Annotated in this window: 29 protein-coding genes; 4 read left to right on the forward strand and 25 right to left on the reverse strand. The window is 38.3% G+C overall.

Annotation, left to right across the window (positions count from 1 at the left end; genetic code table 11):
• Positions 1 to 120 precede the first annotated feature (120 nt).
• From sspI to ACIQXJ_RS13815, 3 genes are all read left to right on the forward strand, one after another.
• A complete protein-coding gene (gene sspI / locus ACIQXJ_RS13805; RefSeq protein WP_401009001.1) occupies positions 121 to 330 on the forward strand; it encodes a small acid-soluble spore protein SspI in 210 nt (69 codons plus the stop codon).
• Positions 331 to 407: 77 nt separating this feature from the next.
• Positions 408 to 1787, forward strand: coding sequence for an FAD-binding oxidoreductase (locus ACIQXJ_RS13810; protein WP_403054516.1), 1380 nt, complete (start codon positions 408 to 410; stop codon positions 1785 to 1787).
• A gap of 229 nt (positions 1788 to 2016) precedes the next feature.
• A complete protein-coding gene (locus ACIQXJ_RS13815) occupies positions 2017 to 2553 on the forward strand; it encodes a hypothetical protein (protein ID WP_403054518.1) in 537 nt (178 codons plus the stop codon).
• 60 nt (positions 2554 to 2613) lie between these two features.
• Here ACIQXJ_RS13815 and ACIQXJ_RS13820 read toward each other — a convergent pair whose 3' ends face one another.
• The 15 genes from ACIQXJ_RS13820 to ACIQXJ_RS13890 form a co-directional block, all read right to left on the reverse strand.
• Positions 2614 to 3126 (reverse strand): GNAT family N-acetyltransferase, encoded by a 513-nt coding sequence (locus tag ACIQXJ_RS13820; RefSeq protein ID WP_403054520.1) that lies wholly within the window; start codon positions 3124 to 3126, stop codon positions 2614 to 2616.
• A 55-nt stretch (positions 3127 to 3181) separates the two neighbouring features.
• Positions 3182 to 3889, reverse strand: a complete 708-nt coding sequence (locus ACIQXJ_RS13825; RefSeq protein ID WP_403054522.1) for an amino acid ABC transporter permease — start codon at positions 3887 to 3889, stop codon at positions 3182 to 3184.
• 12 nt (positions 3890 to 3901) lie between these two features.
• Positions 3902 to 4603: an amino acid ABC transporter permease gene (locus ACIQXJ_RS13830; protein WP_403054524.1), complete on the reverse strand. Its 702-nt coding sequence runs from the start codon at positions 4601 to 4603 to the stop codon at positions 3902 to 3904.
• Positions 4604 to 4629: 26 nt separating this feature from the next.
• Positions 4630 to 5454 carry a transporter substrate-binding domain-containing protein gene (locus ACIQXJ_RS13835; protein WP_403054526.1) on the reverse strand — a complete coding sequence of 275 codons (825 nt, stop codon included), beginning with the start codon at positions 5452 to 5454 and terminating at the stop codon, positions 4630 to 4632.
• 16 nt (positions 5455 to 5470) lie between these two features.
• A complete protein-coding gene (locus tag ACIQXJ_RS13840) occupies positions 5471 to 5749 on the reverse strand; it encodes a glutaredoxin family protein (RefSeq protein WP_403054528.1) in 279 nt (92 codons plus the stop codon).
• A 12-nt stretch (positions 5750 to 5761) separates the two neighbouring features.
• Positions 5762 to 6775, reverse strand: a complete 1014-nt coding sequence (locus ACIQXJ_RS13845) for an LLM class flavin-dependent oxidoreductase (RefSeq protein ID WP_403054530.1) — start codon at positions 6773 to 6775, stop codon at positions 5762 to 5764.
• A 47-nt stretch (positions 6776 to 6822) separates the two neighbouring features.
• Positions 6823 to 8151, reverse strand: coding sequence for an LLM class flavin-dependent oxidoreductase (locus ACIQXJ_RS13850; protein WP_403054532.1), 1329 nt, complete (start codon positions 8149 to 8151; stop codon positions 6823 to 6825).
• A gap of 201 nt (positions 8152 to 8352) precedes the next feature.
• Positions 8353 to 9249, reverse strand: a complete 897-nt coding sequence (locus ACIQXJ_RS13855) for a LysR family transcriptional regulator (RefSeq protein WP_403054534.1) — start codon at positions 9247 to 9249, stop codon at positions 8353 to 8355.
• Between the two features lie 302 nt (positions 9250 to 9551).
• Positions 9552 to 10517 carry an ornithine carbamoyltransferase gene (argF, locus tag ACIQXJ_RS13860; RefSeq protein ID WP_403054536.1) on the reverse strand — a complete coding sequence of 322 codons (966 nt, stop codon included), beginning with the start codon at positions 10515 to 10517 and terminating at the stop codon, positions 9552 to 9554.
• Positions 10518 to 10823: 306 nt separating this feature from the next.
• Complete coding sequence (locus tag ACIQXJ_RS13865; RefSeq protein WP_340823111.1) at positions 10824 to 11045, reverse strand: helix-turn-helix domain-containing protein; 222 nt, start codon at positions 11043 to 11045, stop codon at positions 10824 to 10826.
• A 10-nt stretch (positions 11046 to 11055) separates the two neighbouring features.
• The gene (locus ACIQXJ_RS13870) at positions 11056 to 11289 is read right to left on the reverse strand and encodes a DUF2975 domain-containing protein (RefSeq protein ID WP_403054912.1); all 234 of its coding nucleotides are present in this window, start codon (positions 11287 to 11289) and stop codon (positions 11056 to 11058) included.
• Between the two features lie 103 nt (positions 11290 to 11392).
• Entirely contained in the window at positions 11393 to 11533 is a 141-nt protein-coding gene (locus tag ACIQXJ_RS13875; RefSeq protein ID WP_403054538.1) for a hypothetical protein, read from the reverse strand.
• A gap of 25 nt (positions 11534 to 11558) precedes the next feature.
• A complete protein-coding gene (locus ACIQXJ_RS13880) occupies positions 11559 to 12041 on the reverse strand; it encodes a DUF2975 domain-containing protein (RefSeq protein WP_403054540.1) in 483 nt (160 codons plus the stop codon).
• 219 nt (positions 12042 to 12260) lie between these two features.
• A complete protein-coding gene (locus ACIQXJ_RS13885) occupies positions 12261 to 13349 on the reverse strand; it encodes a M42 family metallopeptidase (protein WP_340823105.1) in 1089 nt (362 codons plus the stop codon).
• 109 nt (positions 13350 to 13458) lie between these two features.
• Positions 13459 to 13944: a dUTP diphosphatase gene (locus ACIQXJ_RS13890; RefSeq protein WP_403054542.1), complete on the reverse strand. Its 486-nt coding sequence runs from the start codon at positions 13942 to 13944 to the stop codon at positions 13459 to 13461.
• A 104-nt stretch (positions 13945 to 14048) separates the two neighbouring features.
• Here ACIQXJ_RS13890 and ACIQXJ_RS13895 point away from each other — a divergent pair, with 104 nt between their 5' ends.
• Complete coding sequence (locus tag ACIQXJ_RS13895) at positions 14049 to 14444, forward strand: sigma-w pathway protein ysdB (RefSeq protein ID WP_172772388.1); 396 nt, start codon at positions 14049 to 14051, stop codon at positions 14442 to 14444.
• A 58-nt stretch (positions 14445 to 14502) separates the two neighbouring features.
• On the opposite strand, the gene ACIQXJ_RS13900 is transcribed toward ACIQXJ_RS13895, so the two are convergent.
• The 10 genes from ACIQXJ_RS13900 to coaE form a co-directional block, all read right to left on the reverse strand.
• Positions 14503 to 14775: a DUF1294 domain-containing protein gene (locus ACIQXJ_RS13900; protein ID WP_401009022.1), complete on the reverse strand. Its 273-nt coding sequence runs from the start codon at positions 14773 to 14775 to the stop codon at positions 14503 to 14505.
• A 371-nt stretch (positions 14776 to 15146) separates the two neighbouring features.
• A complete protein-coding gene (gene rplT, locus ACIQXJ_RS13905) occupies positions 15147 to 15506 on the reverse strand; it encodes a 50S ribosomal protein L20 (protein WP_024363826.1) in 360 nt (119 codons plus the stop codon).
• A 58-nt stretch (positions 15507 to 15564) separates the two neighbouring features.
• Positions 15565 to 15765: a 50S ribosomal protein L35 gene (gene rpmI, locus ACIQXJ_RS13910; protein WP_024363825.1), complete on the reverse strand. Its 201-nt coding sequence runs from the start codon at positions 15763 to 15765 to the stop codon at positions 15565 to 15567.
• 32 nt (positions 15766 to 15797) lie between these two features.
• On the reverse strand, positions 15798 to 16301 hold the full coding sequence (gene infC, locus ACIQXJ_RS13915) for a translation initiation factor IF-3 (RefSeq protein ID WP_024363824.1): 504 nt from the start codon (positions 16299 to 16301) through the stop codon (positions 15798 to 15800).
• A 394-nt stretch (positions 16302 to 16695) separates the two neighbouring features.
• Positions 16696 to 18630, reverse strand: a complete 1935-nt coding sequence (gene thrS, locus ACIQXJ_RS13920; RefSeq protein WP_403054545.1) for a threonine--tRNA ligase — start codon at positions 18628 to 18630, stop codon at positions 16696 to 16698.
• Between the two features lie 393 nt (positions 18631 to 19023).
• Positions 19024 to 19962 carry a primosomal protein DnaI gene (gene dnaI / locus ACIQXJ_RS13925; RefSeq protein ID WP_403054914.1) on the reverse strand — a complete coding sequence of 313 codons (939 nt, stop codon included), beginning with the start codon at positions 19960 to 19962 and terminating at the stop codon, positions 19024 to 19026.
• A gap of 15 nt (positions 19963 to 19977) precedes the next feature.
• Positions 19978 to 21351: a replication initiation and membrane attachment family protein gene (locus tag ACIQXJ_RS13930; protein WP_403054547.1), complete on the reverse strand. Its 1374-nt coding sequence runs from the start codon at positions 21349 to 21351 to the stop codon at positions 19978 to 19980.
• Positions 21352 to 21369: 18 nt separating this feature from the next.
• Complete coding sequence (gene nrdR, locus ACIQXJ_RS13935; protein ID WP_172772392.1) at positions 21370 to 21840, reverse strand: transcriptional regulator NrdR; 471 nt, start codon at positions 21838 to 21840, stop codon at positions 21370 to 21372.
• A gap of 409 nt (positions 21841 to 22249) precedes the next feature.
• Complete coding sequence (locus ACIQXJ_RS13940; protein ID WP_401009025.1) at positions 22250 to 23272, reverse strand: glyceraldehyde-3-phosphate dehydrogenase; 1023 nt, start codon at positions 23270 to 23272, stop codon at positions 22250 to 22252.
• Positions 23273 to 23781: 509 nt separating this feature from the next.
• Complete coding sequence (gene coaE / locus ACIQXJ_RS13945) at positions 23782 to 24375, reverse strand: dephospho-CoA kinase (RefSeq protein WP_403054549.1); 594 nt, start codon at positions 24373 to 24375, stop codon at positions 23782 to 23784.
• Positions 24376 to 24382 lie beyond the last annotated feature (7 nt).

The raw sequence follows: 24382 nt of genomic DNA on the forward strand, positions 1-24382 counted from the left end.
AATTTCTGTCTAAATTTAAAGGAAAAATCGAGAGAATTTAAAAAAATCCTATGTTTTGCATTAATTTTTATACATATTTCTAATTTCAGTGGACAAATTATGACTAAGGAGGCGAAATAGATGAATTTTCAAATAAGAGATGCCATTACTGCAAATGTCCATGGTCAATCAGCAGCAGAATTTAAGGATATAGTCCAAGATGCCATTTCACGTGGTGAAGAGCATTTACTACCTGGGCTAGGTGTATTTTTCGAAAAATGGTGGCAACAATCGTCTACAGAAGAACAAGATGCATTCGTACAAAAGCTAGAAAAAGTATTTGCACACTGATTTTTTATAAACAGTACATTCCATTTCCACTAATCGCATGATAAATTAGATTTATCAGAAAGTTTGGAGGGATTGGAATGACTGTTGCAGTAGAGCTAATAGTAAATCAACTTAGAGAGGTATTATCGGATGAGCAGGTGTCAACAAACGATACGGTACGAGAGCTACATGGCAAAGATGAATCCCATCATGCAATGAACTTGCCAGATATAGTAGTGTTTCCACGTTCTACAGGAGACGTTAGTGCCATAATGAAAATCGCACATGCAAATCTTATACCAGTCGTACCATTTGGCGTTGGCTCAAGTTTAGAGGGAAATGCTATTCCGATTGCCAACGGTATTTCTATCGATTTTTCTGAAATGAATACAATTTTAGATATTCGCCCAGAAGATTTACTAGTTAAAGTGCAACCGGGTGTGACTCGTGCACAATTAAATAAAGAATTAAAAAAACATGGCCTTCAATTTACGGTAGATCCAGGAGCGGATGCGACACTTGGAGGAATGGCAGCAACAAATGCCAGTGGTACCACAGCTGTTCGTTATGGTGTTATGCGCGATCAAGTGCGTGATTTAGAAGTTGTACTTGCAGACGGTACTGTTATTCATACAGGGAGCTTAGCAGCTAAATCATCATCAGGCTATCATTTGAATGGCTTATTTGTTGGCTCTGAAGGTACACTAGGTTGTTTTACAGAGCTAACATTGCAAGTTTATGGTATTCCGGAATTTGTAACTGCGGGTCGTGCTGTATTTGAAACAGTTGACGATGCTGTCAGTGCAGTTGCCGCATTGTTACAGGCTGGTATTTCCATTGGTCGTGTAGAGCTTGTCGATGAAGCTTCTATTACACAAGCTAATATTTATAATGAAACTTCTTATGATGAAAAACCGACACTGTTTTTAGAGTTCCACGGTAATGATGCAGGTATGCAAGCAGATATTGAATTTGCTACAGAAATTTTTGAGGACTTCGGGTGTACGTCTGTCGAGTTTGAGCAAGACAATGCAGCTCGCAATAAGCTATGGGAGGCACGACATTCATTGGCCTATGCATATATTCATGCTTACCCAGGGAAAAAGCTTATGTCAACCGATGTTTGTGTTCCGATTTCGAAATTGGCTGAAACGATATTGTATGCCCGTGAACAGTTAAACAACGTCGGTCTAGCGGGAGGAATTGTCGGACATGTCGGAGATGGAAATTTCCATGCATTGTTAATGTTAGACCCATCTGATGCACACGAACGGGCAAAAGCTGACCGTTTTAATGAGCATATTGTGCAATATGCGCTGCTTCGCGGTGGAACTTGTACAGGTGAACATGGTGTAGGTATTGGCAAAATGAAATATCAATCGATGGAGCATGGTGCCTCGTTACTCGTAATGAAGAGCATTAAGGCAGCACTCGATCCGCATAACATTATGAATCCAGGGAAAATTTTCAACTTATAGTTGCTCGAAATTTTCGCAATTGCAATTCATTCCATCACCAAAGAAAACACGGTCTCCTCCACTATGGTAGGGACCGTGTTTTTACATTAAAGGTGCCAGGCACTCATATTACATTCTGGCCTAGTGCACGAGGAACCATCGTTTCGACAAAATAATCCTCTTCCTCGTAAATTATTTTTTTCAGCTCTATACCGAAAAATTCCTTCATTCGAGACTCAGTCATTACCTCTTGAACATTGCAAAGCTAATTTACCATCCAGATTTTTTAGATACCGATATTGACGACCTTGATGTGCTCATCGTGCCCTCCCAATTAAACTATCAGCTATTGCTAGCAAGCGTTGGAAAAATCCACGCTTTTGCAGAGAATGATGGCATAGTCGTTGCTTTTGGACCACAACCTTGGAATTGGATTCCTGCGCAGCATTGGGAAGAACGCATAACAAACTTCTGGTGGTGGCTTGATAAAGATGCTTCTAGTGGTTTAGTACTGCAAAATCCAGCACATCCTTTATTCAATAGTTATCTCTCATTGGTAGATTGCACTTGGCATCAACATGGCGTTTTTTGGCCACCTGAGCATGCTGATATTTTAATTGCTTCAGAAGATGGTGGTGCTGTGCTCTATATAGATGCACATTCAACTGCTGGAAAATGGATTGTTACAACGCTTGATCCTGATTTCCACTTTGGTTCCTATTTCATGCCCGCAACAGAACGGTTTTTCGAAGGATTTTTCCCTTACCTTGCATATGGAACGATTTAAGAATAGTCTCACTTGAACAAAAAAAAACCGCTGATAGCATGCTTATCAGCGGGTTTTCTTTTACAAATCATAACGAAAGCTTTTCACCAATATATTGCCCTTGTAAAACTCTTTGGACTCATCTCTAACAAATCCGAGTGATAAATACAGATTTATTGCAACTTGCATAATATCACCTGAATGCAAATAAAGAGATTGATCTTGACGCTTGCGAGCAAAGGCAAAGCTTTCTTCTAATAATTTTTTGGCCACGCCCTGCCCTCTCCCTTTAGGATGGACTGCTAATAAACGTACAATCGTTGATTCAATACTAAGTTCAGGAAGACCATATGCTTTTTCAGAGTTTGTAAATAACTGTAATCCGCCTACTATTTCTTGCTCACGCTTTGCGACCAATATCGTCTCCGCATTCGGATTTCCAACTGATGCCCGAATATCTTGTAAATATTGCGCCCAATGTGCTGGATCTTTATAATCCTTCTCATACTGCGCATAACTCTCCACAAGCACTTCTAAATAAGCTGGATAATCTTCTTGTCGTAAATGTTCAATAACAATTTCTGCTACTGCCATAGACAACACTCCTTTCAATTCTTCTTCTTTATTTGTCGGGGTCATTTGAACACAACTACACGCTACCCTTACTATAAGCCGTCACTCTTTTTTCTATTAGATGGGCAATCCATTCAACAACAATCGAAACACTCCAATAAATTAAGCCGACTGCTATAAATGCCTCTAAAAATTTTAAATTAACTGAAGCTACAATATTTGCAGCACCTGTTAACTCCTTTATTGACACAAAAAATGCTAAAGAAGTCGCATGTAAAAAGCCAATAAAGACATTTGTAAAATTAGGTATCGATTTACTAAATGCTTGTGGTAAAATCAAGCGTCGCATTGCCTGTGAAAACGTCATTCCTACAGCATACGCTGCTTCCAATTGTCCTTTGGGAACACTTAAAATACCAGATCGTATAATTTCTGAAGCATAGGCACCCGCGCTTAACGTCAATGCCAATAAGACAAAAAATAATATAGGAATAGTATTTGAATGAAAATTCAGCTTCAACAGTTGTGCGATTGTATCCACAATAATTGGTATTCCAAAGTAAATTAACATAATATGCATAATAATCGGTGTGCCTCTGAAAAAGGATACATAAAAATTTAATAATGGTGCTATACCTTTTATTTGTTGTATCCGCACAAAGGCTACGGCTATACCGATTACTATACCTATACATACAGGTGTAAAGGTCATAAACAAGGTTAATGGCAACACCTTAATAATTTCCTGCAAAGCATCTATTATAAATGCAACATCTATCGTCATCACCAAATCCCCCTAGCTCGTCGCTATTTCTTTCATATAACGATTGAGATAGCGTTCATTGCGTTTTAATACCTTTTCTAATAGCATCACAATAAAATAGTAAACAACTGAAAGTGCCAAATAAATTTCTAGTGCCCGTGTCGTCGAAGCAATAAGGGTTTCTCCCCGACCGACCATATCCATTACACCAATTGAAAATGCCAAGGAAGTATCCTTTAACGAACTAATCATAGTATTCGACATATTCGGAAAAGCAACACGTAGCGCCTGTGGTAATATAATACGGAAAAATGCTTGCGCTCGATTTAGGCCAACTGACAACGCCCCTTCCATTTGTCCTTTATCAATCGTTAATATAGCCGCTCTGAAAATTTCAGCAAACGCTGCAGCATTACTGAAAGTATAGGTTATCATGACAAAATAAATAGCATCCATTCTTGTAACATCAATATGAACTAGCTTTAATATTGCTGGAATGCCATAAAACACTAAAAACAACTGTATTAAAATAGGCGTTCCACGAATAAATGAAATATACACCGTGACGATTTGCTTCAATATAGGTATTTGCAGTAGCTTTGGTATAGCCACTACAATTCCAAATAACATCCCAAAAAGGGTGGAGCATACTAAAATTTCAAGTGTTACAGGTAAATATTGAAGCAATATCGGAAGTACATTCGCTATTAGCATCAAGTCAAAATCATTGGCCATACTTCCTTCTTCCTCTCTTATGTCGTTTAGAAATCTACAGTATAATCATCACCTAGCCATTTTTTACTAAGCTCGCTAATGACTCCCTCCGTCTTTAACTCTCTAATTGCCTCATCGATACGTTCCTGCAATGTCACTTCATCCTTGTTCAGTAGGAAGTAAACTTTCGAGTTTAATAGTGCTTCACCTACTACTTTTTGCTGGGCTTCATTGCTTTCGTTATAGTATCTCACCGCAAATGGTGTCGTAATAATTGCATCAATACGACCAGTTGCAAGTTGATTATTAACATCCACTGAACCAGAGGAATACACAATGTTGATCCCTAGATTATGTTCTTTATTGTATTGCTCAATAAAGACTGCAGAGTTACTCGTTGGTGAGACACTAACATTTTTGTCTTTTAAATCAGCGATTGATTGTACATCTTTATTTTTCGCATTCACTGTTACTTGTAATGGGAATACATTATAAGGCTCCTTGTTAAATAGAAACTTTTCCTCACGCTCACGATTAACTTCCATCTGATGTGCGATTAAATCTATTTTTCTCGTTTCTAAACTTAGTAATAGATTCGAGAACTCCATCGTTTTAAATTCGAAATTATACTCAGGTAGCTTTTCATCAATCGCTCGAACAAGTTCTACATCATAGCCTGTTAAATTCCCCTTTTCATCGAGGAAGCAAATATTCGGAAATTGTGTTCCCGTACCAACTAGTATTGTTTGAACGTCACCTTTACTTTGAGCTTTAACGTTGTCACTAATACCCACCTGAGATTTTTCAGTACTTGAGCAAGCCGTTAAAAATAACGTAAGCACGAAAGTTATATAGACCGCTAGTTTCCTCATAATATCTCCCTCTTTTCTATACTTTTGATGGTAGATCAATAGCAAGTGCTGTCTTGACATGCTCTAGCCCTATTTCTGTCACAGCTTTGTACACACCATCTTCACTTGACCCAATTTCTACTATAGGTACATAACGTACACCATACTTTGCTTGTAAAATGTCCCGAAAAGTATCGTGATGTGTGACATCAACTGTTTTATACGAAATTTCCAACTCTTGTAAATATGCTTTTACTTCATCACAATAGCTACAGCCTTGCTTTGACCAAACGACTACATCTATCTTTTTTGCCATATTTCTTCCTCCTTAGCTCACTGCTTCTTTTTGTTGTAAGTGTAAATTCACAGGACTTAAAAGTTCAAATGAGCGTTGCCGTTCAAATGCTTTTAAAACAGGCGTATGCAAAATGAATTCATCAATTTGATATTGCTTGTGAAAGGCATCTAATGTAGCTTTGATATCTTCAGGGGTGCCAAATAAAATATCAGCATCATACTGCTGTACAGTGAAAGCCTCCCCTGATTCTTGCCCATATTTTTCGGCTAATTCAACCGATTGTAGGGTCAAACTACGCCCACTTGCTAAATGCACCTTTGTAATTTTTTGTTCCCCTACTAATGCCTGCGCTTCTTCCGTTGTTGGTGCAGCAAGTGCTGCAATCGAAACAGCAAAATGACCATTCGGCAGATGCGTACGATAGGTCTTAGCCGCTTCAGTCAAAACATCGATATCACTATTGATAAAACGCGCAAAGACAAAGGCAATACCAAGTTTCCCTGCAAGTTCTGCACTTTTCGGACTTGCACCAAGTAAAAATAACGATGGCTTTATTTTTGGAATAGGTGTTGCCTGCACACCATTTAGCTCATGTTCTACTGGCAGCGTGTTCGCAATTAATTGTTGTAAAAACGTTAGCCGTTCCTCAAAGTCTTCACTATCGTTTAGCGTGCCATATTGCAATGCCTTTGTGGACAGCGGTAGACCCCCTGGTGCTTTTCCAATGCCCAAGTCCACTCTTCCTGGTTCCAACGATGCTAACACATGAAAATTTTCTGCCACTTTATAGGGGCTATAATGTTGTAACATAACACCACCGGAGCCAATACGAATCGATGTCGTTTTTGCAAGTAAATACGATACTAAAACCTCTGGTGATGTCCCCGCTAATGTCTCGCTATTATGGTGTTCCGACACCCAAAAACGTGTATATCCTAGCTGCTCAGCCTTTTGCGCCAAAGCGACTGTTTGTTGTAATGCTTGCTCGTTTGTTGCATCCTCGATAAGAGGACTTTGGTCTAATATGCCTAAAGAATAACTCATACAATACCTCCTCTAAATATATTTATTCAAATAAGTTTACTTGGTTTTCAAACAGACTGTGTGACATATCGACTTTCTTTAAACGGCAAGCCTAAATTACCACGCAATGTATCTGCTTCATATTCCTCTTTGTAAATACCACGTGATTGCAAAATCGGGACAACCTTATCGACAAAGTCATCAAGTGCACCTGGCACTGTTACAGCAACAATAAAGCCATCAGCCGCTTCTTTTTCAAACCATTCTTGCACCAAATCGGCAATCTGTTCAGCAGTGCCAAAGAATGCTGTTTTTGGCGTCGCTTCACGTAATGCTACTTGACGAAGCGTAAGCCCCTCTTGCTTGGCATATTTTTTTATATACTCTGTCGTACTACGGAAGCTGTTTGCTCCAATTTCACCTAGCTCTGGGAACAATGCATCCACATCATACTGAGTAAAATCATGATGATCGAAATAGCGACCAAGATAAGCAAGTGCACGTTCAATCGAAACGAGTTCTACGATTTCCTGATACTTTGCCTCCGCTTCTTCGATCGTGTCACCAATAATTGGCGATATCCCTGGAAAAATCTTTACTTCATCAGGATTTCGTCCAAAAGCAGCGACCTCCGTTTTCACCTTTTTATAAAATTTCTGCGCTTCTTCTAACGATGCCCCATGCGTGAATATTGCATCAGCATCTTTTGCAGCTAGACGAATACCCGCATCAGATGATCCCGCTTGGAAAATTACAGGCTGACCTTGTTTTGAGCGTGCAATATTAAGTGGTCCTTGCACAGAAAAGTATTTGCCCTTATGCTGCAATGTGTGTAATTTTTTTGGATCGAAGAACACGTCATGTTCCACATCGGCTATAAAGGCATCATCATCCCATGAATCCCAAAGTCCTTTTGTCACCTCTAAGTATTCCTCTGCAATTTGATAACGTTCTGCATGACTTGGGTGCTGTTCTATCGTTTTGTTGTAGTTTAACGCCGAGCTTTCTAATGGCGTCGTTACAACATTCCAGCCTGCCCGACCGTTGCTAATATGATCGAGTGATGCAAACTGTCGTGCCACCGTAAATGGTTCACTATAGGATGTCGATACTGTTCCAACGAGCCCTATATTTTTTGTTGAAACTGCTAGTGCAGATAATATCGTTAGTGGCTCAAAGCGATTTAAAAAATGAGGAATCGATTTTTCATTGATAAATAAACCATCTGCGATAAAAGCAACATCAAACTTCCCTTGCTCCGCCTTCTGCGCCTGTTGTATATAAAACGGTAAACTCACACTTTGATTGCTAGCTACTTTTGGATGGCGCCAGCTAGAAATATTCCCACCTACACCGTGTATAATCGCCCCAAACCGAATTTTATCCTGTCTCACCATAATGTTAATCCTCCTCGAAATCATTATTTTTACTAAACTTAGTGGTTAAGTATGTTTTAAGCTAAAAAATAATATTTCACTTATGCTGTCAGATGGACATTCATAAATAAAATAGGGTTGAGGAAGATATTACCGTTCAATGAACGTGAATGCAATAGTTCTCGTAATAGAAAAAAATTTTATGTTCTATAAAATTTTTTATCAATGCAGCTTTTGGATGCTTTCAAATTGATTGGCTGTACTTAAAATGTTGTCCCAAAAAGCTGATTCTAGCGTGTCCTTCTTTAAATACGTTAAGAAAATATGCTGATTAATATCGAGTAAATGCTTCACATCAATTTCAACAAACTCGCCACTTTCAAGCTCCGTTTTCACACATAGATGTGGTAAAAAGCTCACATATTCTTTCGTTCGAATAAATGCCTTTGCTACTTCTAAATGGTCTGTACGAACTTCAATATTTGCTGACACGCCTTCTACCTCAAACATTTTATGCACATAATTCCAATCAAACGCGCCGCATTCAAAAAACACCATTTTTTGCTTTGCTAATTGTTTTGCTTTTATATTGGTCTCTAGTGTAAATGGATGATCGCGATGCATAACGAGCTTCACAGCATTATTTAATAACAGCTCATTGCATACCCCTTCTTTATGCACATATTGAATAAAAGCAAAATCAATTTGGTGACTTTGTAATTTTTCTAAAATGATAGCAGTAGAACCTGTAATGATTTGAAAACGCATATTCGGAAAACGTTCTTTCCATTTAGGTAGTGCATAGGCTAAAAAATATTGAGCCGTCACACCGTTTGTTCCTATGCAGACTTCATTTGAAGCATGTGTTTCCTGCAATTGTTTTTTGCCATGCTGGAACGTTTGCACAATCTGTGTCGCAAATGGTAAAAAGTCCTTTCCTTTTTCCGATAATATAACACTTCGTGCATCACGATAAAATAATTCTACATTTAACTCACGCTCCAATGATTTGATGCGAGCTGTTACAGTTGGTTGTGATAAAAACAAAGCATTAGCAGCCTTATGAATACTTTTATAATGAACTACATATAAAAAAGCCTCGATATGATCAATATTCAATTAAAGCCCTCCTAAAATTTCGTATTGTCCCTATTATATAGATTTATTTTTCATTTCTCTATAACATATAGGAAAACTACGTATATGTGCTATTAAAATAAAAAAAGTAACCCAGCGTCTCCCAGGTTACTTTCACTATGTAGCGATGAAGTCATCCATCTTGACAACGTACATCGCGCGCAGCTTACATCCCTCTGTCTGTATGCCACTGGTATCTTGCTCACATTGACACCCTCTGTTGCGAATGTGAACTTTGTATATAGGAACTCTCCATTAGAGAGTCAACTATCATCTCTTTTTTCTTAAGCCATAATTGAAGCTAAAACAGCTTTTTGAGCATGGAGTCTATTTTCTGCTTGCTCAAAAATATAAGAATTTGGGCCATCTATAACAGAGGTTGCCACTTCCTCTTCACGATGTGCTGGTAAGCAATGTAGGAACATATAATTTGGCTTTGCATGTGCCACTAGCTCATCATTGATTTGATAACCAGCAAAATCAAGTAAACGTTTCGCCGCTTCCTCTTCTTGGCCCATTGATGTCCAAACATCTGCGTACACTACATCTGCATTTTGAACTGCTGCCACAGGATTATTCGTAATTGTGATTGTACTGCCATTTGCCATTGCGATAGCTTGTGCTTTTGCGATAACCTCTGCATCACATTCATAGCCAACTGGCGTTGCTACTGCGACGTTCATCCCGACGTGTGCAGAAGCGACTACTAAAGAGTGCGCCACGTTATTGCCATCACCAACATAGGCAATTTTAAGACCTTGTAATTCACCTTTAATTTCAGCGATTGTTTCTAAATCGGCTAATGCCTGGCAAGGATGATATATATCCGTTAAGCCATTAATTACAGGAATCGTTGCATGCTCTGCAAGCTCTTTAACCATCGCATGAGAGTTTGCACGAATCATAATGCCATCTAAATAACCTGATAACACATGTGCAGTATCATATATTGATTCACCGCGACCAATTTGTAAATCACGCGCATGCATAAACATACCTTTACCGCCCAATTGTTCCATTCCCACTTCAAATGAAATACGAGTACGAGTTGAATGTTTTTCAAAAATCATGCCGAGTGTTTTCCCTTCAAGCAGCTTCGGACATTTACCTTCTTTTGTAATAATTTTAAGTTGCGTCGAAAGTGCAACTAACTGCTGAACCTCTTCACTTGTATAGTCTAGCAAAGTTAGTAAGTCTTTTCCTTTTAAGCTTGACACTAACTTTAACTGTACTTCTTCTAGTAATTTCATAGCCTTCTCTCCTTGCTTTTGTAACTGTTGAGTTTAGTATACACATGCATAAATATAAAATCAACTGAATTTTTATGTTTATTTTCAAAAGTTAGAATTCATATGTGGTTTGTGACAAAAATGCGTCCTTTTGAATATTTATGCATTTTCTACAATTGTAGAGCATAACGGCTAAAAAATAATGAAGCCCCCAATCGTTTCATCGAAAAAATTTAGGATCAGTTCATCCTGCCTACTTATGTAAAGCACTATAAAAAAGAGCTTACCCGTAGGCAAGCTCCATTAGCAAATTGAATGTTTCTTTTATTAATCTAGCGTAGTTTCATCACTTCGGTATTCTAAAATATCTCCTGGCTGACATTCTAATGCCTTACAAATCGACTCTAAAGTAGATAAGCGAATCGCTTTTGCTTTTCCATTTTTTAAGATAGAAAGATTAGCCATCGTTATGCCAACCCTATCCGAAAGTTCCGTTACACTCATTTTTCGTTTTGCTAACATCACATCGATGTTAATTATAATTGCCATATCCTCAACCTCACACTATTAACTCATTTTCAGATATTATATCTACGACTTCTTTAACAAGATGTTGGAGAACACCAGCAAAGGTTGCAATGACACTTGAAGCAAAAGTAAAATATAACCCTAATGCCATAATACCAGCTCTGTCCCCATCAAGAAATACCGCTACAAAAAGGGTTCCACCTACAATAAATGCAATGATGATGATTGCATAGAACTTAATAACCTTTAATACCCCACTGATAATTGCGAAAAAATATTATTTTATCAATGTAAATTAAAAGCTTCAATGCTTGATATAACGCAATAAAAAATGGGAGAGCCACTGCATAGGCAGCTAGTAAAAAAGGTTATTGTAAATAAGCAGACTCTGGATTCATTTTTACTTCACTATTAGCTATATCAGGCACACAAAATAAATAAAAAGTTAATGTCACGATTTCTATAAGGAGAATAACTCCTTTTAAAAATATCGTTGCACCTCGTTTCATCAAACACCCCCTAATATCAATCTTCTCAAACTACTAGGTCGTTTTCTGATTTAATATCGATCGCTTCTTGTAATAGTCTTTGAAGTACCGCCGCAAATACGGCAATGACCATAGATGCAAAAGGTACAAGCAATCCAACAAATATTACACCCGGTGCGTCGTCCATCTCTGCAAAAAGGTAAAACAGTGGCAAAGCTAGCACATGTAGACTGCTAATTGTAATGGCACAGTATTTGATTTTCTTTAATGATTTAACGGATAATTCCGAAAATGCTTTGTTTTGATCGATATTGCGTAAAAGTTGAAAAGCCTGATACAAAGCAAAATAAAATGGAATCGAAGAAACATAAAAAATAATCGAAACGATATATTTTATTGATGAAAACGATGGTAGCAGTTCTGCTGAAAGCTTTCCTAATTCAGGGACAAGAAAAATACACAATGCTAGAACTGGAATGGCCATTAGCATCACTGCTATTTTTAAAAACAAAGTTGTTGCTATTTTCATAAAAACACCTCATTGGTTTATTTTCAATTTGATTTTATACTAAATTTTATCGTTTTACAATAAAAAAACATTGAATTTCACCAAAATATTATTGTTAACTTAGTTAACCTTTAATGTTTTCACCAATTCCATCGCTAGAGTACAATGCCAACTTACTCAGACATAAGCATAAAAAAGCCTTCTAACATTTTAGTTAGAAGGCTTTTTTTATTGTAACAATTAATCAAATGTAATTTTGTTTACTGCATCGCGGTCTAATTTTTTAATAACTTCAACCATTAGCTTAACAGCGTTATCGTAGTCATCACGGTGTAAAATACCTGCGTGTGAGTGGATATAGCGTGTTGCAATACCGATTGATAAAGCAGGCACACCATTTGCCGTTACATGGATTGAACCAGCGTCTGTACCGCCACCAGCCATTGCTTCAAATTGATATGGGATATTGTTTTCATCAGCCACATCTAAAACAAATTCACGTAAACCACGGTGTGATACCATTGAAGCATCATAAACAACGATTTGTGGACCAGCACCCATTTTGCTGTTTGACTCTTTCGGTGTTACGCCTGGAGTATCTCCTGCCACACCTACATCAACTGCAAAACCGATATCTGGTTGAATTTTATGTGTTGCTGTTTTCGCACCACGAAGACCTACTTCTTCTTGTACGTTCCCTACAGAATATAGGATATTTGGATGTTTTTCATCTTTCAATGCCTTCATGACATCAATTGCAATCGCACAGCCAATACGGTTATCCCATGCTTTAGCTAATAAGTATTTGTCATTTTTCATTACATTGAATTCGAAATAAGGTGTTACCATGTCACCAGGGCATACTCCCCACTCAAGTACTTCTTCTTTTGATGCAGCACCAACATCAATAAACATGTCTTTAATGTCTACCACTTTATTACGCACATCAGCTGGTAAAATATGAGGTGGTTTAGAACCGATTACCCCAATAATTTCTTCACCTTTACGTGTTGTAATTGTTACGCGTTGTGCAAGCATTACTTGGCTCCACCAGCCACCAACTGTTTGGAATTTGATGAATCCTTTTTCATCAATTTGAGTCACCATAAAGCCTACTTCGTCTAAATGGCCAGCTACCATAATTTTTGGACCGTTTTCATCGCCCACTTTTTTAGCAATTACACTACCTAAATGATCTGTTTCTACAGTATCTGCGTATGGTGCGATGTATTTTTTCATGACCTCGCGTGGTGCACGCTCGTTACCTGCAATCCCATTCGCGTCTGTTAAATCTTTAAACATTTGCAAAGTTGAATCTAGTTGTGTCATCCTTTTGCCTCCTACATTTTGTATCTCATCTATTATACTTCGTTTACCGAAATATTCCTAGTGAATTTGTCTGAAAATTGGTGTTTTTTTTACTCTTTAGTCTAGTAAATTAATAGCCACTACGTTGGCGATTATAATTTTCTTCATTTTTTTCAATGTATGCTGACACGACATCCTCAAATGTGAAACCGAGGTTAAACGCAAGTAAACCGTAGCATTGCCAAATCGCTAAATATCTATCCTCTGTTGGATGGTTAACAAACGTTAATATATAGTCCTGTGTCATTAAAAATGTTTCTGTTAAATCTCGTTTCTCCTCAACAACAGGCCATTTTTCAATAGACGTATACCCTTTTAATAGTCCTAGCGATAAAATAAAATGAATAGAATCCACATACTCCTCTAAAATTACATCACGCTCGGACGGCCCTTTCGTACTCCAAAACTTAAAGCAACGTGTTTCATTAGCAAGTTCCGCTAGTTCTACCATTAATGCGAGGCCTTTTTCTTTAAAAACATCACGTTCAATTTTTTGTGTAGTTTCAATAAAATGATCTAGTTCTTTTTGCATCGTAAATAATTGTTGTAAATTCATTTTTTTCTCCTAAATTTCTAAAAAAATATTTTTAAAAAGTGAAACTAAATGTCTTCCCTAATCGTATAGGTAGGAATAACCTTTCTTCAAGGGGGAATTTTAAAATGTTACCGTTACTTATTCGACTTGCTGTGATAGCGCTTATTATCTATGTATTCTATAAAGCGATTCGATATATAACCGATCCTAAACGTAAACTCGATGAAGCCTATGAAAAAGGCCAATATTACTTTTATGATGACGTAAAAAATGTTCGAAAGAATTTCTTTATTTCTTTTAAGGGTGCGCTTTTTGAAGGTGAAAAATACTTAGGCACAACAGAAGATGCATTTGAGGTCGTTACCATATTTGTAGGTGCTCGTGATGCTGCAACTTTACAAGGGTTTACTAGGAGTGATTTCGAATATCTCCAGCAAGAAATCCTATTTAACTACCCTAACGCTAAAATTAACTGGAAGCAACCCATTGAACAGCTTATGCGTAACACATCCTCCACATGAGGATGTGTTTTTTTACGCAAAAAGTGCCCGCGGGAAGTGCCAGTCACTCACACAATTTCTAGAAAGAGCTGCCCCATAATTGCACAATAATAAAAATTTGAATTGCCGCAATCAATGGGAAGCCAAACGCAAAGCTGTTATGGCGTGTTTTATGACGAAATAAATACATGCCTAACACGCCACCAACTGCCCCACCTGCAATCGCTAGTGTAAATAACGTACGCTCGGCAATGCGCCATTCATGCTTTTTTGCGCGTGATTTATCCATGCCCATCATAACGAGCAATACGACTGAAACAATTGCCATATAGGCAAGTAATGCTTGAGCCATTAAAACAACCTCCTATGTAAAAAGACTGATGAAATAACCCCCATCAGTCTTAACTATACACTAATTTATTTACCCCTGTCGCTCTAGCTTACGAGGCAGAAATTTATACATCTATTTTGCCCCTGTTACTTCACTTCAGGGCTGAACTATACCTGTTTTGCCCCTGTTACTTCACTTCGGGACAGAAATATCTTCTGCCCCTGTCGCTTCGCTTTCCGGGCTGAAACCTTATTTTGCCCCTGTCGCTTCGCTTTCGGGGCAGAAACCTTATTTTGCCCCTGCCGCTTCGCTTTCGGGGCAGAAACCTTATTTTGCCCCTGCCGCTTCGCTTTCGGGGCAGAAATAAAAAAGAGCGACATAGTCGCTCTTTTTTATTTAGCTACTGCTTTTTTAGCAGCTTCTGCTAATTGTGTGAATGCTGCAGCATCTGTTACAGCTAAGTCAGCTAACATTTTACGGTTAACTTCGATACCAGCAACTTTTAAACCGTGCATTAAACGGCTGTATGAAAGACCGTTCATACGAGCAGCTGCGTTGATACGAGTGATCCATAATTTACGGAAATCACGTTTTTTCTGACGACGGTCACGGTATGCATATTGACCTGATTTCATTACTGCTTGGTTAGCAACTTTATATAATGTATGTTTAGAACCATAGTAACCTTTAGCTAATTTCAATACTTTTTTACGACGTTTGCGCGTCACTGTTCCGCCTTTTACGCGTGGCATATGAATTACCTCCTGCTTTTCATTAAAAAATGAATATTAGTTTATTTTGTGTAGTCAATCATTTCATGTAAACAAGTAATGATTTGATGCGTTTGAAGTCACCTGATGATACAACTTTACCTTTACGTAGGTGACGTTTTTGTTTTGTAGATTTGTTTGCGAATAAGTGGCTTCCGTAAGCACGGTCATATTTTAATTTACCTGAACCCGTTTTTTTGAAACGTTTCGCAGCTCCACGGTGAGTTTTCATTTTTGGCATGTCGAATTCCTCCTAAACTGTTTCGTCTAATACTATTTCTCGTTCTTTGGTTGAAGAACTAAGAACATGCTTCGGCCTTCCATCTTCGGTTTTTGTTCAACCGTAGATACTTCAGCACAAGCTTCAGCAAATCGATCTAATACACGTTGACCAATATCTTTGTGTGTAATCGCACGACCTTTGAAACGTAGGCTACATTTAACTTTATCACCTTTTTCAAGGAATTTAATCGCATTACGTAGCTTTGTTTGGAAATCATGTTCATCGATTGTTGGGCTCAAACGAACCTCTTTCATCACGATGACTTTTTGATTTTTACGAATTTCGCGGTCTTTCTTTTGCTGTTCAAACTTAAATTTACCATAGTCCATGATACGAGCGACTGGCGGCTTGGCTTGAGGGGCCACAAGGACAAGATCCAAGTTTACACGAGTGGCGATTTCTAGCGCTTCGTTACGTGTCTTTACACCAAGCTGGTCACCATTGTGATCGATTAATCGAAGTTCACGTGCGCGAATGCCTTCGTTTACATACATGTCTTTGCTAATAGTAATCCACCTCCAAGTAGTTGTCGCGAATACATGGTTTGGGCAAAGCCTTGCCCGGTTGAACGGTACATCCTCTTGTCATGTCCATAAAAAAAGGACGGACATTTTGAAGATGTCCGCCCGCTATATGTGCATGCGTAAGTGTACGCAAAACAATTCAACGTGTCATACCTGTTCACAGCCTAAGCGTTGTATCAGGTGAGAAGCGGGCAGCCTCTACTTCAACCACAAACTTTGTATTCATTAACCTTAATTATATTAGCATGTACAATTTAGATTGTCAAATATGTTTTTTACAATCTTATAATTATTATGTGCAATACATTGCAACTTTATACGTAATATAACACAACGAAAGAACATTATCTACTCATTTGTTCTATTAAAAACGTGTAACCTCAGCTTTAATATTCGCTAGGAAGTCCTCAAATGAAATTGTTTCTGAGTCTTTTGAGCCGTAGCGACGCACGTTAACACCGTTTGCCTCAACTTCTTTATCCCCAATAACAAGCATGTATGGGATCTTTTTCATTTGTGCTTCACGAATTTTGTAACCAAGTTTTTCTTCACGGTCATCCATTTCAACACGTAAACCTGCTGCTGTCAACTGTTCTTCGATTTGTTTTGCATAATCAAAGTGTGCTTCGTTCGATACAGGAATTACCTCTACTTGAACTGGCGCTAACCAAGTTGGGAATGCACCTTTGTATTCTTCAATTAAGAATGCTACGAAACGCTCCATTGTTGACACAACACCACGGTGAATTACAACTGGACGGTGTGGTTTGCCGTCTTCACCTACGTATGTTAAGTCAAAGCGTTCTGGTAATAAGAAGTCTAATTGTACAGTTGATAATGTCTCTTCTTTACCAATCGCTGTTTTTACTTGGACGTCAAGTTTAGGACCGTAGAATGCAGCCTCACCTTCAGCTTCGAAGTAGTCTAGGCCAAGTTCATCCATTGCTTCTTTTAACATGCTTTGTGCTTTTTCCCACATTTCATCGTCATCAAAGTATTTCTCTGTATCCGCAGGGTCACGGTAAGAAAGACGGAATGAGTAATCTTTTAAATCAAAGTCTTTGTATACTTCTAAAATTAATTGCACCACTTTTTGGAACTCTGCTTTAATTTGATCTGGACGAACAAAAATATGTGCATCGTTTAAAGTCATCCCACGTACACGTTGTAATCCTGAAACAGCACCTGACATTTCATAACGGTGCATTGTACCAAGCTCAGCAATACGTAATGGTAAGTTACGATATGAGTGCATGCTGTTTTTGTAAACCATCATATGGTGTGGACAGTTCATCGGACGCATAATTAATGTTTCATTGTCCATTTCCATTGGTGGGAAAATTGAATCTTGGTAATGGTCCCAGTGACCAGAAGTTTGGTAAAGCTCTTTTGAACCAAGTACTGGTGTGTATACATGTTTATAACCAAGAGATAATTCTTTATCTACAATATAGCGTTCAATAACACGACGGATTGTTGCACCATTTGGTAACCAAAGTGGTAAACCTTGACCAACTTTTTGAGAAGTTGTAAATAACTCCAATTCTTTACCGATTTTACGGTGGTCACGTTCTTTTGCTTCTTCTAACATTTGTAGGTGATGCTTTAATTCTTCTTTTTTGAAGAAAGCAGTACCGTAAATACGTTGAAGCATTTTGTTATCAGAGTTTCCTCTCCAATAAGCACCTGCTAATGATAGTAATTTAAACTCACGTAGTTTACCTGTTGATGGTACATGAATACCACGACAAAGGTCGAAAAACTCACCTTGATAGTAAATAGACACTTGCTCATCAGCTGGAATCGCTTCAAGTAATTCTAATTTGTATTCATCGCCAATTTCTTCAAAGATTGCTTGTGCTTCTGCACGGCTTACATTTTTACGCTCTACCTCTAGATTTTCAGCGATAATTTTTTTCATTTCTTTTTCGATTGCTGGAAGGTCTTCAGCAGTGATTGGTGTTGGTGCATCAATATCATAGTAGAAGCCACCTTCAATAACTGGACCAATACCAAGCTTCACTTCTGGGAATAAACGTTTAATCGCTTGTGCTGTAAGATGGGCAGTTGAGTGACGAAGGATTTCTAATGCTTCCTCATCATCTTGCGTAATAATTGCAATTGTTGCATCTTCTTCAATTGGTGTTTTTAAATCTACTAATTCCCCATTTACTTTACCTGCGTATGCTTTTTTACGAAGCCCTGGGCTAATAGATAATGCTACATCATCAGTAGATGTACCTTTTGCAAATTCCTTTACTGCGCCATCAGGGAACGTTAATTTAATCATATCTGACATTTTTCTGCACTCCTTATATGGTTGTTTTTGTGATGCATGATGAAATAGTGGACTTTATGTTGTGTAAGTTTAAGCACTAAAAAATCCCCAAAAACAAAAAAGCCCCGTCCCTCACAAAAGGGACGAAGCGTATGCTCGTGGTTCCACCCTTCTTCCTTCCGACAAAATAGTCAGACGAAGCTCAAGGCTAGCTAACGGGCTAGGGACCGGCGAAAGATATTCCCTTTCGCTGCTCAGCAGGTAGTAAAAAATGTGCCCAAACTAGGAAGCTTACAGCCGATGACTTCCCTCTCTTAAAGCTGTTACACAAAATTCATGTCCTCATCATTGCATTGTTATATATAGTATATGTGACAGTATACGCTCGATTGTCGTAAAATGCAACTGCCAATATTATAAACGTCGATTTTTGCCACGCATTTCAATTGGCTCTGTTAAAGCTTTAATACGTTCCATAATACGTCCAGCTTTCACAACCTCAATATCCCCTTTTTGGGACTGAGCTAAATGATGTTCTAATTCATCATAATTAAAATTCGATGTAATGAATGTTGGCAATTGCTCTGCCATTCGATAATGGAAAATAGTTCCCAAGATTTCATCGCGCGTCCAAGCTGACATCGTTTCCGCTCCTAAATCATCGAGCATCAACACTGGCGCCTTTTTCACATAATCTATTTTGTCATTTAAAGTATTGTCACCAATAGCATTCTTCATTTCACGTAAAAATTCAGGTACGAAAACAACTACTGAACGAATCTTCTTTGAAGCTAATTCGTTAGCAAGTGCACCCAGCACAAAGGATTTTCCTACACCAAACTTTCCATATAAATAAAAACCTTTCGTTGGAAGCTTCCCTGTTTCCTCAGTTTTCTTAACAAACTGTGCCGCTCTTTGCGCAATAAGGACACGAGATTCATCATCAATCATTAAATCTTGGATTGTCGCCAGAAGCACATCTTTCGGCATATGCATGCTAGCAATCATATTAGCAACATCACGACGTTCATCCTCACGTACCTTTTGTTCACAGCGTACGTAATCAATTTCTACCGTATTGCGTACTACACGTAATGTTGGAATAAAACCTTTTAAATAGTTTGTACAATGTGCTGTATTATCGCAGCCACAGCAAACAGTAGACTGACTAATAAATTCATGAAGCTTTGGTAAATTGCGTTCGACTGCATCATAGCTAAGCTCTTCTGCATGCTCTGCTAAAAAAGCTTGCACTCTAGGGTGTTCTAAAATTTCTCTACGCATCGCTTCATATCGCTCTTGAAATGATGGTACATTAATTGCTCTTTTTAATGGCTTGTTAATTGGTTCGATTGCCATTCACCTACCTTACTTATCGCTTTTCCCTAGCATTGCTAATATTTTTTGACGCTCTTTTTCAAAATCCATTGCGCTTGAAGAAGATGCGCCTTCTTCGGGTTGCTCATTGCGTTTATAAAACCACTCAGGCACCTTTTCCTTACGCTGATTGTCTACTCGACCTTTAGCATATTGATTATTTTTAGTCTGTGTCTGTGGTTTATTTTTCCACGTTGTGTATTTATCATGTTCTTGGCGTGCAAGTTCCATTGCTTCCTTCGCCGTCTTAATATTTTTTCGTACCCAATGGTCGGCAATCGTTTCTACATACTTCTTTGGTAGCTTCATATCCGTTGAGAGCATGACATACTCAAGGAGTGCATTGACTACGCCTACTGGCATCCCATGCTGGACAATTAAATTCTCGGCTAGCTGGACAGATGTTTGCAATGGCTCTTTCCCATTATTAATATCTCGTAACACTTGGACAGGAGGCGTTGATTCTAAATAATGTTGCAGCTCCTCATCCTTCGTTTTTTGAACAGCATCTTCCACTACCGGGGAAGCAAATACTTTTGCAAGCTTCGGCGGCTCTTTTGAAACTGTAAGTTTATAAAAATCAGCTGCTGCTTTTCGCAAACGTTCTAATGAAATACCTAAATCATCATCAAGGGCTAAAATAACAACTTTTTGCATATCTAACGCAGTTAAATGATATAAGAATGCTAGTTTCGCAATTGTTTCACGCACTTCAAGCGTCAGTAAATTTGCTGGTACTAACTGGTCAGATAAACCTGCCTGTAACAACTCAAAATCAAATTGCTCAAAATAAAACGGATAAACCTTTTGCGAATTTTCTTTGCTTTCAATCCCACCTTGCAGGTCTGTAGGTATATTGGTGTTTACTGGTTTAAAGACATCCATAAAGGCACGTGATACATCTTTAAATTCTGCACCTCTTACAGGTTGAATAAAACGTTGGCGCAACTTTCGATACGCCTGTTCTCCAATTTTACTAAACAAAAACATAGACAATAGCGGATCTTTCATAAAGCTATCTGCATCAAGAGGGCGCATTAGCTCATATACAAAGCATCGCTGTTCTAGCTCTTCTTTTTTCCATGTTCGCAATAAACCGATTGCTTCAAGGGCAATACGCGCTTCGAACACTTTGCCTATTGGCAGCCCGAGCACATTCATTAAATAATAATGATTCATTTGCTGTCTTGGCATTTGCTCTGCTTCAGCCCATAACGTTAAATAGAGACTAATTGGTTCAGCACCAGTTAGTGGTTGATAAAATAACGTTACTAATTGACGTTCCATCGTGGAAAGTGCATGAGGTAGACGAATGTCAAAAGTATCTGCTGGTTGCAATTCTTTATACAAATGAATCAACGTCATTCACCCTCTCTGTTTTCCCTATGATTTTTGCTCTGTTTGACGTTGAATAATTTCTTTTATTTCCTCGATAAATACATTGATATCCTTAAACTGACGATAAACCGAAGCAAAACGAACATAGGCAACTTCATCGATTTTTGCTAAGCGGTCCATTACCATTTCTCCAACATCCTCTGATCGTACTTCAGCATTTCCAATACGTCGAAGGTCTTTTTCAATAGACATTACAAGTGCCTCTAATACATCTAAAGCGACAGGACGTTTCTCACAAGCACGAATAAGACCGCGCAAAACCTTCTCGCGGCTAAACTCTTCTCGCGAGCCTTCTTTTTTCACAACGACTAACGGTGTCTCTTCAATTTTTTCAAACGTTGTAAAACGAAAGCCACACGACTCACATTCACGACGTCTACGTATTTCTTTATTATCATCTACTGGCCTCGAATCCACTACACGTGTTCCGTTAAATTGGCAAGAAGGACATCTCATATTTTTACTCTCCTGATTCCACAACAATTTGATATTTATATTATAACAAATTTCCTACAAGTAAGAAAAGCTCATTCATCTAACCGTAGTATGGCAGATGCTTACAGACCTAGAACAGTGTACATTTTCCCTTCTTTTCTTTTCAGCAAACAAGGTGCTGGAAACGCCTTTGAGAAGACTAAAACAACAAAAAAATGCTTTTGCTATTCCCTTCCCAAATATAAATCTTGGAAGACTTCTGTGGAAATGCACGCAGTGTAAGCCGCAACAGGAGGAGCCACAGCGACGGTGGCGATTTACATCGTACCACGGAAAAGCGCAGTGGATTTTTACACTTTAGGAGTCAAATAGTTTGCTTATAAAAAAAAGCACATTGAAACCATCAAGATTTCAATGTGCTAAGACTTCATTAAGCGCTAACTGTTTCTAATGCTTTTGCAACTTTTTTCACTAGGTCTACTACACGTGCAGAATAGCCCCACTCGTTGTCGTACCAAGCAAGTACTTTCACTTTACGATCACCCATCACCATTGTTGAAAGACCATCAACTGTTGATGAGTATGTTGTTGTATTGTAATCCGAAGATACAAGCGGCTCGATTGAGAAGTTTAAAATGCCTTTCATAGGGCCTTCAGTCGCTGCTTTCACAAACGCAGCATTGACAGAATCCACTGTAACATCAGTATTTAAATCTACAACAAGGTCTACTAATGATACATTTGGTGTTGGAACACGAAGTGCCATACCGTGAATTTTACCTTCCAATTCAGGTAACACTAATTTTAATGCTTTGGCAGCACCTGTTGAAGTTGGAATAATAGATTGTGCACAACCACGCGCACGACGTAAATCTTTATGTGGATTATCTAAGTTTTTTTGGTCATTTGTATATGCGTGAACTGTTGTCATTAAACCGCTTTCGATACCAAATGTATCATTTAACACTTTTGCTACTGGTGCTAAGCAGTTTGTTGTACAAGAAGCATTTGAAATTACGTCATGTTTTTCAACATCAAGCTTTTCATCGTTTACACCTAAAACAATTGTAACATCCTCGTTTTTACCAGGTGCTGTTAAGATAACTTTTTTTGCGCCTGCTTCAAGATGCATAGCTGCTTTCTCACGATCATTGAATTTACCAGTTGCTTCAATTACAATATCTACACCCATTGTAGCCCATGGTAATTTTAATGGATCACGTTCGCTAATAATTTGGACATGTTTACCATTTACAATTAAAGCATCGCCCGCTGGTTCAATCGTACCTTCGAATGTTCCGTGATTTGTGTCATACTTAATCAAATGTGCTAACGTTTCTGCTGGGTAGCTTGCATTAATTGCAACAATATTTAAACCTTCCTGTACGATCGCTTGGCGGAATACCATACGTCCGATACGTCCGAAACCGTTAATAGCAACTGAGACTGTCATTATAAAATCCTCCTGTGAGTGCATACTCATATTCATTATACTTTATGATACTTTATGCTAATTAGTATAACACAATTTCAAAAAAGATGAACATTATATATCCATAATGAAAAAGTTCTTATTTTCTGAAAAATAGAGCCATTTTAGAAATGAAAAAAATCAGTACTTCATCCTTATTATTTCGCATAAAAACAAAAAAATGCGCAGCAATTATCGCTGCGCAAAAGAATGCTGACAAAGTCGTATTCAAGCAAAATTGAACATCCCCTTTGGCAAATTCCCTCTATAAGGCCATTGACCAAGATATCATTTTAAAATTTAAGATAGCAAAACATGATTTATAATGTTCAGTTGATTGGAGCGGAGGGCGGGCGACTCCTGCGGGAACGCACAAAACGTGAGACGCAACAGACCGCGCGTTAGCGAGGGTTGCGGCTTACGGTGTGCCCGCGAAAAGCGCCCGCCCAGAGCGGAAATCAACGGTAGCAACTAGCTATCCCCGCACTTTTCTAAAGTACGCCCCAATGAGTAAGAATCTTAATTAACTGCTCTTCTGTTTGCTGTAAATTTTCATTGTTATAAATGACAGCATGTGCACTTTTTTCTTTCACAGACATCGGTAACTGCGAATGCATGCGTGCTAGCGCATCTTCTTTTGATAATTGATTGCGCTCCATTAATCGTCGGAGCTGCACCTCTTCGCTAACTGAAACTACAAGTATGCGCTCAACAAAATGCTGCAATTTGCTTTCGAAAAGTAATGGAATATCCATCACGACATGTTTTTGTCCTACCTCTAAATATGCATCACGTTGACGTAGCATTTCCTGACGAATAGCAGGATGCATAATATCATTTAAAATTTTTCGTTTCGCAGGCTCATGGAAAATAATATCCCCAAGCTTTGGACGATTCAAATTGCCGTCATCAAGCAATATGTCTTCGCCAAAATTTTGAACAATGAGTGCTAACGTTTCCGTTCCTGGTTTTACCACATCACGTGCAACAACATCTGCATCGACAATCGGTAAACCAAGTGCTGTCATCATTTTTGCGACTGTACTTTTGCCACTCGCAATACTTCCTGTTAGTCCGATAATCATAATTAAT

The organism is Lysinibacillus sp. NPDC097868 (assembly GCF_044761135.1).
Taxonomy (GTDB): domain Bacteria; phylum Bacillota; class Bacilli; order Bacillales_A; family Planococcaceae; genus Lysinibacillus.